The organism is Cloacibacillus sp., from assembly GCA_036655895.1.
Classification (GTDB): Bacteria; Synergistota; Synergistia; order Synergistales; family Synergistaceae; genus JAVVPF01.
This window is the reverse complement of sequence record JAVVPF010000005.1, coordinates 84,254-92,730: the sequence shown is the minus strand read 5'-3', so window position 1 is coordinate 92,730 and position 8,477 is coordinate 84,254. Positions and strand designations below refer to the sequence as shown.

The following is an 8,477-nucleotide window of genomic DNA, read 5'->3' as shown; positions in this document are numbered from 1 at the left end:
TGCACCCAAGGGAACGCGGCGCGCAGCGCTGTGCCGGAATACCAGCGAGATCCGGTTTCACCTATTTACCTCTAAAGGTTATTTTAATAATTAACGCCTAAAAAGGCTGACTTTTATTTTCATAATATCCAGTTTTCAGAGTACCAATAATTATCAATTTCACGTTATGTTCTAACTGTTTGCACTTTTTTGTAAAATATTTTAAATTATTTTAAGATTTTGTTTCTTTTTTTAAGTTTTTTCTTGCATTTCCGGTATACATTCATTATAATCAAATTAATCTAAAAAATTAGAAAGGAGATAAATGTTAATAAGCTCCATCTTGGCCTCCCGCGTTTCAATATTATGAGAGAAGGTGTTTTTTTATGAAGAAATTAGCTAGTTTATTTGCCGCAGTCATTCTTACGGTCGCTTTAGCCTCATCTGTCAACGCATCCACGTTTATTAATGTCGGTACTGGATCTACTGGTGGCACATATTATCCTGTCGGCGCCGCAATGGCGAAAGTATGGAATTCATCTATCCCCCAAATGAAGGCAAACGCTCAATCCACTGGCGGAACCGCACAGAACCTCGCGCTTCTTGGTAAAGGCGAGGCAGAAGTGATTTTTGCAGACGGACTTTATTTCTTCGCATACGAAGGCAAGGGCACCTTTGCTGGAAAACCGATGAAAAACCTGCGCGCGTTAGCGCCTCTCTATGCAGAACCGATACATTTCCTGGTAGCAAAAGGAAGCAATATCAAAACACTGAAAGACCTTAAAGGCAAACGCGTCTCGGTAGGCGCCGTCGGAAGCGGCACCGAAGTCACAGTGAGAACTCTGCTCAAAGTCAATGGGATAGACCCTGATAAGGACATCAAGACTGAAAACCTCGGTCTTTCAGATACAGCCGCAGCTTTTGCGGATCATAACATAGACGCCGGGCTTACGGTAGGCGCGCTTGGAATCGCCGGAGTCGTGGAAATAGCAACGCTTGGCACCGCCCAGCTTATCGATTTTGACCCGCAGGTGATCAAGAATCTCTGCAAAGAACTCCCCTATTACCTGCCGTTCGACATTCCAGCGAACACTTACAAAGGACAGTCCAAAGCAGTAAAATCGATCGCAAGCTGGAACGTCCTCATCACCTCTGACAAGCTGGACGCCGATTCTGCATATAAGATGACCAAGGCTCTCTATGACAAGAAAAAAGACATCCTCAACGTCTCAACACGCCTCGCCTCAATGGACCCCAAAAATTTGAAGTTCATACAGGTTCCGCTTCATCCAGGAGCACAGAAATATTATAAGGAAATCGGCGCTGTAAAATAAACCGGTTCTATTCTGATATTGAGGTTATGTTTCGGACATAACCTCAATGTGCTTTTTTAATGGAGGAAGATTATATGGACAATAACGAAACGACAAAAAAATCCCTACTTGAAGAGGTAAGTATGGATGAAACACAGGTAAATTCACTTGTGGAAAAATATGACGCCGAAAGCCGCTACAGGAGGCTTTCCGGCTGGCAGGGAGTATTTATCGCCTGCTGGCTTGCGGCAATGTCTTTGTTCCACCTTTATACGGCCGGCATCGCAGCCATGCCCATCACAATACAGCGGGCCGTGCATCTTACCTTCGCAATCGTGGCGGTATTTATACTCTTCCCCGCCTCAAGCAAAAGCTCAAAAGTAAAAACCCCTTGGTATGACTGGCTGCTTGCGATATGTGCCGGTGGTGTCATCGGATACATCATTTTTTTCTTCAACGCTATCGCACGCCGCGGCGCGGAACCTCTGCCATACGAGATATATCTTGGCATCGCAGCCATCCTGCTTGTACTTGAGGCGGGGCGCAGGGTCGTAGGAAATGTCTTGCCATGTATGAGCATCCTTTTCCTGCTTTATTGTTACTTTGGCAACTACGCTCCCGGAATATTTGAGATACGCGGATATTCAATAAGCCGCATTATTCAGCACATGTATCTCACTCCCGAAGGCATCTTTGGGTTGGCGCTTGGTGTTTCGGCGACGTTTGTCATAGTATTCATCATCTTCGGCGCCTATCTCTCCCAAAGCGGCGGCGCAAAGTTCTTTAACGAACTGGCGCTCGCGGTAGCGGGAGACAAGCCTGGCGGCCCCGCAAAGGTGGCCGTTGTGGCATCTGGACTGCTTGGAACGATAAACGGCTCATCTGTCGCAAACGTGGCTACGACCGGAACTTTCACTATCCCGCTGATGAAAAGAGTCGGATACAAGCCCTATTACGCGGGAGCGGTCGAAGCGTGCGCCTCAACGGGCGGCCAGCTGATGCCTCCTATAATGGGCGCCGGCGCCTTTATCATGAGCGAGTTCCTCAACATACCGTACCTTTCAATCGCGGCCGCCGCGATAATCCCGGCGCTGATTTATTACATCGCCATCTTTACCAACGTGCATATCAGAGCACGCAAAAAAAGGCTTATGGGTATCCCAAAGAGTGAACTGCCGACCGTCAGAGAGGTAATGAAAAGCGACGGACATCTTATCATTCCCGTTCTGGTCGTCATCGTGACGCTGCTGTTGAAATACACTCCGCTCAGAGCCGGATTTATCGGCGTTGTTTCGGTCATAGTCGTAAGTTCTTTAAAAAAGAATACGAGAATGAACTTAAAAGACAACATCAACGCACTCGTCGAAGGCGCTCGCGGAGCGCTTGGCGTAGCGCTGGCCTGTGCGCTGGTCGGCTTCATCGTCGGAACGTCGTCGCTCACATCGTTAGGGCTTACCATTTCTAACAATATAATAGAGATTTCCGGCGGGAGTCTTTTCCTTACGCTTATAATGGCGATGTGCGCCTGTCTGGTGCTTGGCATGGGACTACCGACCACGGCCAATTATATTGTTTGCAGTACAATCATTGCTCCAGCGCTTATAGGGATGAATGTACTGCCTCTGGCAGCCCATCTGTTCGTCTTTTACTTCGGGATCATGGCGGACCTGACGCCGCCTGTCTGCCTTGCGGCCTTTACCGGGGCGGGCATAGCGGGAGCAAGTCCCGCAAAAACAGGTGTGACGGCAACAAGGATAGCGCTTGCCTCCTACCTGCTGCCTTACAGCTTCGTCTACAACCCCATGTTGCTTTTGCAAAATGTTGAGCCGGTCGAGCTTTGCATTCTGGTCGTCTCCGCAGTGCTCGGGGTTATCACCCTTGCAGGCTCGTTTGAGGGCTGGTTCTACAGAGACCTTAAAATATACGAGCGGGTGGCATTTGGACTATTTGCGCTTCTTGCCATTTATCATGGATTCTGGATAAGCGTCGTTGCAACCTGCGTTATCGTAATCTTGATGTTCTATTTCAAGAAGACAAAGGGCCGCGATGAAGACAATGTCGCATTAGACGAAGTGATGGCTTAAAGCTCGCTGCGTCAAAAATTAAAAGAGGCCTTTCTATGCCGCGCATGGAGAGGCCCCTTTTGTTCTTTTGGCCGCTTGCTTGAGTGCGAGCGTGCGTAATACGGCAAGTACCGCGCGCAGCTTGCATGGATGCAGACTAATGCGGCGCCGTAAGCCCTGCGCTTTCGTCGTCATCGGCGGTGATTATTTATATAAATCTTCCGCGGGAACAGGCATTGCGTAATAATATCCTTGCACCATATCGCACCCCAGTTCACGCAGCATGTCGATATGAGCTTTTTCTTCCACACCCTCTGCTACTGTGTAGATCTTAAGGTCGCGTGCTAAATTGAGAACATTGAGCAATACCGCCTTTGCCCTTTTATTATCGTGCGCCGGCAGGAAAAAGCTGCGGTCGATTTTGATCACATCAATGGGAATGTTTCTGAGCAGGCCCAGCGAAGAATAGCCCGTGCCAAAGTCGTCCATCGAAACTGTAAAGCCTTTTTCGTGCAGGCGGTCAAGCACGCCGTATAAGAGCTCCTCATTTTCCATCATCGTGCTTTCGGTGATCTCAACCTCTATAAAAGTGTGAGCGACATGGTGTCTGTCGCATATCTCGCACAATTCATCTACAAAACGCTCATTGCGCAGATGCAAACGAGAGAAATTGACCGAAACGACGGGCGGCTTTATACCTTTTTCGAGCCAGGTCTTGATTTGTATGCAGGTTTGCTCAAGCATGTACATATCAAGCTTCGTGATAAAACCATTTTTCTCAAAAACCGGTATGAACGTACAGGGATAAATTAGGGCGGTCGAAGAAGGTTTCCAGCGCGAAAGGGCTTCCGCTCCGCTTATAGTTTCGTCGCTCAAACGATATTTAGGCTGTAAATAGAGCTTAAATTCATGGTTCTTGAGCGCCGCCTCCATTTTGCTTTCTATCTCTTTTTCTTTGAAAATGCTCGTTTTTATCTCATCGTTATAAACTACGATGTTTTCGGCGGAACTCTCCTTTGCCTTTCTATGTGCAAAGTTGACCTTTTCAAATACCGAAACGCTGTCGTCCTTGACATCGTTGAAGGAGGTTATTAAATATCTCCCTGTGGGAAGTTTTATGCTGAACTCGAAATTTTCGGTGAGACGGCTGAAATGCTCGACACATTGCCTGCGCCGGGCCTCATGCGCCTCCATAGAAAAGAAACGGCAAAAGATAACGAACTCATCCGCATTTACTCTAGCAAAGGTTTCATCATCGTATTTTTTGAGGGATTGTATAGCGGAAGCAAGGTTTTTGATGACCATATCCCCGGTTTCAAAGCCAAATTGGTCGTTGATCAGCTTGAAGCCGGCAATATCCAGCTTACTCATAATATATGAGGTATCTGGGTGCTCCTCCAAACTTCGCTGAACGTCCATTTTGAACTTTGCGAGCGTAGAGGCGCCGGTAAGCTCGTCGACAAACGCGATCCTTTCGATGACGTCCACATGTTTCTTTTGTGTATTCATACTAAACATCAAAAAACCTAAAGACGACACTGCTATCAGCAACGTCAGGATAAAAGAGGCAAACAGGATAGAATCTGTCGTATGCAGCGCTACAGCCTTCGGCACAACGGAGAAGACATACCAATCGTTGACCGAAGAGGCGCAGTATGCCGCAATTCTCGCTACCCCGTCACGGCGGTACTCGACCATGCCGCTCTTGCCCTCGGACATATCTTTTTTTATTCGCAAAACATCTTGTTCGCTGACGCCGCCGGCAAGCATTGCTTGAAAAAGATCGTCAAATTCGGATAGACCGTTTTTATGCTGCGGGTAAATTACCGGCTTTCCGTCCGTTTTTATTACATAGGCAAAGCCCTCGCCGGAAAATATATCAACGCGCAGCAGGTCGGAGAATTTTTTATTGTCAATGGTCGCAATGACGACGCCTTTTATATCGTTTGAGACATAAAGAGGCACGGCAAGAACATTGATGAGCCCTCCGCCTATTTTATCAACAAGACGGTCGGAGACATTGCTCTCTCCTTTCAGCGCTTTCTTATAATAATCTCTGTCAAGCAAATTCATCGTTACGGCGTCAGTGGTGATGGTATTGCCGTCGGGTTCCACAATGCCGAGCCGCTTAAACGTCTTTCTTTCTGCTTCGAGTTTGAGCGTATGCATCGTATTGGCGACGCTGAAATCAGGATCGTTTTGGATTATGTTGACGACGGCTTTTATAGTGTCGATTTCTTCATTTACTAAAGTTTCAATGGCGGCCGCATTTTTCGCGGAAATTTCAAGCAGGTACTGCTTGTTTTGCTCGGTGAGCCGGTCTTTTAAAAAACTGTTATAAAACCATAACCCCGCCGTGATTACAGCGATAAGAAGAAAGACGAGCCTTATGTTCAGCTGCCGTTTGCTGTATGTTTTCACTTGCCTTCCTCCCCACGCAGATGCAAAAACGCACATAAGCGAACTATAAATCCGATTTTATTATACCATTTTATATAATTTATAATAATAGAAGCAGATTTAGATTGAGAGGACTGCGCGGGCCTGGTTGCCCACAGAGCGCCGCAGCGGACGCCTCTTTCGCCGGCGAATTGGTCGAGGCGCGAATCGTTCCATATTTTGCGCGGCGGCTTTGGCTTTGTGTTAAGATAATATTTTAAAACTGATCCGAAGCGGGGAATTTTTATGAGACTTTTTATTGCGGAGAAGCCCTCTTTGGGACGGGCCATCGCAGACGCTCTTGGCGGGCGCGCGGTGGGACGCGGCAGGCTTTCCATTTCGCTTGACGGCGGAGACGTCGTCTGCTGGTCGGCGGGGCATATTCTGGAGCTTTTGAACCCGGATGAGCTTGACCCCGCGTGGAAGCGCTGGAGCCGCGAGACGCTGCCTATCATTCCGCGCGAATGGAAGCTGAAGCCGAAGGCGGAGACGCGCGAGCTTTTGGACAACATCGGCGAGCTGCTAAAGCGCGCGGATACGGTTGTAAACGCGGGCGACGCAGACCGCGAGGGACAGCTTCTTATAGATGAAATATTAAATTACTTTGAGTACAAAGGCCCTGTGATGCGGCTTTTGGTGACGGACATGAACCGTTCCGCGATCGCTCTTGCAATCTCCGGGATGCGGCCAAACGAGGAGTTCCGCTCGCTTTGCAGCTCCGCAGAGGCGCGTCAGCGCGCGGACTGGCTGCTTGGTCTAAATATGACACGGCTATTCACCGTGACGACGCCGCGCGAACAGGGCGAGATACTTTCCGTCGGGCGCGTGCAGACGCCGACGCTTGCGCTCATCGCAGACCGTGACGAGCAAATAGAAAACTTCACGCCAAAAATCTATTACGTAGTGCGCGCAAAAAGCTCCGTTGCGGCGGGCGAGTTTCTGGCCGCATGGAAGCCCACGGAGGAGACGCCCGGCGTCGACCTCGAACTGCGCGTGGTAGACAAGGCGGCCATCATGGCGCTTGCGGCAAAACTCAAAGGCAAGAAAGGCGCCGTCACAAAATTTGAGAAGAAAAAGACAAAGACGGAGCCGCCGCTGCCGCACACGCTCGCCGCGCTGCAAAGCGAGGCGGCTAAGAAGTTCGACTTCACTCCGGCCGACACTTTGAAGCTGGTGCAGCGGCTCTACGAGGCAAAGTACGTCAGCTATCCGCGCTCCGACTGCGCCTACCTGCCGGAGAGCCTTTACGAGAGGCGCGCGGCGGTGCTTGACGTCATCGTGCGTTTTGACGCGGAGCTTGCGCAGTATCCGCTGGATGCCGCGCTCAAATCACCCGCGTGGGATACGAAAAAAATCGAGGAACATCACGGCATCGTGCCGACCGGCACCGCCCCCGCCGGAATAAGCGCCGACGAGGCAAAAATCTACGGCCTCGTGGCGCGCCGCTACGCCGCGCAGTTTTTGCCGCAGCAGGAGTTTGCGAACGTCTCAATAGAATTTACCGCGGAGGGCGAACTTTTTCGCGCTACAAACAGACAGTGCAGCAAAGAGGGCTGGCATCAGCTGTATTCAAAAGAGGCGGACGACGAAGAAAAGGAGCTTGAAACGGTCATCCCGGACAGCTCGGTCGGAGAGCCGGTAGAGCTGCTGGGGCTGAAGATAGAGGAAAAACAGACGACCCCGCCGAAGCGCTTTACAGAGGCGACGCTGCTTGAAGCTATGAACCACATCCACCTTTACGTGGACGATAAGAACATCAAAAAGGTGCTCAAAGAAAACTCCGGCATCGGCACGGCGGCGACTCAGGCCTCGATAATCGAGACATTAAAGCTGCGCGGCTACATCATAAAGGAGAAAAAAGCGCTCATCTCAACAAAGAAGGGGCGCGCGCTCATAGCCCAGGTGGAAGACCTTTTGCGAAAGCCGGACACCACCGCGCTGTGGGAGATGCGTCTTACGGAGATAAAAGAGGGACGCGCCTCCGAAGCGGAATTTATCGCCGATATTACGGAGGCGGTGCGGCGCATAACGAAAGCGCGGATAGCGGCGCACCCGCATAGTTTTTCGCCGCGCAAAAAAGAACCGGAGGGGCAGGAGTGCCCCAAATGCCACGGACACAGGCTGCTGCTGCGCGAAGGCAAGAACAAAAAATTCTGGGCCTGCTCAGACTGCGGCCTCATCCTCACAAACGAGCGGAACAAACCGCAGAAGACCGCCGTTTGCCCCGGCTGCGGCGCTATGGCGCTGCGCGTCAAAAACAAAGATACGACCGGCTTTTACTGGCTATGTCCCAAGTGCAGAAAAAGATACGAGGACAACAAAGGGAAATTAAAGGCGTAACGGCGCGGGGGCGCCTGTTATTTCCCGCAGCAGGCGCCAAACTCTCCTTTATAGCGGCATAAAAAATAGAGCGCGACCGCTATGGGAAAGAGCATATACCAGCCGGAGAAGAGAAAGACCGCGGCCGACAGCGCGCAAGACAACGCGCCGCAGGCCTTTCCCGCTTTCGTAGGCAGCACGCGGGCGGCGGCGGCCATGCCTATTGCGTAGACCATGAGGAAAGTGGCGCTTGGGATGCCAAGCAGCGGCCTTAGATCCCATTTCAGCGACCAACTTAGAAAAAGGACTGAAAAGAGCAGAGGGATAAAGAAGAGCAGCGCGCGGTGCGGCGTCTGATACTTTG

5 protein-coding genes are annotated in these 8,477 nt (G+C 50.4%); 3 read left to right on the top strand and 2 right to left on the bottom strand.

What is annotated here, in order from left to right; all coding sequences use genetic code 11:
- The first annotated feature begins 365 nt into the window (after positions 1-365).
- The gene (locus tag RRY12_03085) at positions 366-1,313 is read left to right on the top strand and encodes a TAXI family TRAP transporter solute-binding subunit (protein ID MEG2183640.1); all 948 of its coding nucleotides are present in this window, start codon (positions 366-368) and stop codon (positions 1,311-1,313) included.
- A gap of 74 nt (positions 1,314-1,387) precedes the next feature.
- Positions 1,388-3,376 (top strand): TRAP transporter permease, encoded by a 1,989-nt coding sequence (locus RRY12_03080; protein MEG2183639.1) that lies wholly within the window; start codon positions 1,388-1,390, stop codon positions 3,374-3,376.
- Positions 3,377-3,559: 183 nt separating this feature from the next.
- On the opposite strand, the gene RRY12_03075 is transcribed toward RRY12_03080, so the two are convergent.
- On the bottom strand, positions 3,560-5,776 hold the full coding sequence (locus RRY12_03075) for a GGDEF domain-containing protein (protein ID MEG2183638.1): 2,217 nt from the start codon (positions 5,774-5,776) through the stop codon (positions 3,560-3,562).
- Between the two features lie 264 nt (positions 5,777-6,040).
- Here RRY12_03075 and RRY12_03070 point away from each other — a divergent pair, with 264 nt between their 5' ends.
- Positions 6,041-8,134, top strand: coding sequence for a DNA topoisomerase 3 (locus tag RRY12_03070; protein MEG2183637.1), 2,094 nt, complete (start codon positions 6,041-6,043; stop codon positions 8,132-8,134).
- A gap of 17 nt (positions 8,135-8,151) precedes the next feature.
- Here RRY12_03070 and RRY12_03065 read toward each other — a convergent pair.
- Positions 8,152-8,477, bottom strand: a 326-nt coding sequence (locus RRY12_03065; GenBank protein MEG2183636.1) for an amino acid permease, incomplete at its 5' end; no start/stop codon positions are given.

What these genes read in the sequence shown, in the direction of transcription:
- RRY12_03080 (MEG2183639.1), top strand. Translation starts at nt 1,388, where the DNA reads ATGGACAATAACGAAACGACAAAAAAATCCCTACTTGAAGAGGTAAGT.
- RRY12_03085 (MEG2183640.1), top strand. Translation starts at nt 366, where the DNA reads ATGAAGAAATTAGCTAGTTTATTTGCCGCAGTCATTCTTACGGTCGCT.
- RRY12_03070 (MEG2183637.1), top strand. Translation starts at nt 6,041, where the DNA reads ATGAGACTTTTTATTGCGGAGAAGCCCTCTTTGGGACGGGCCATCGCA.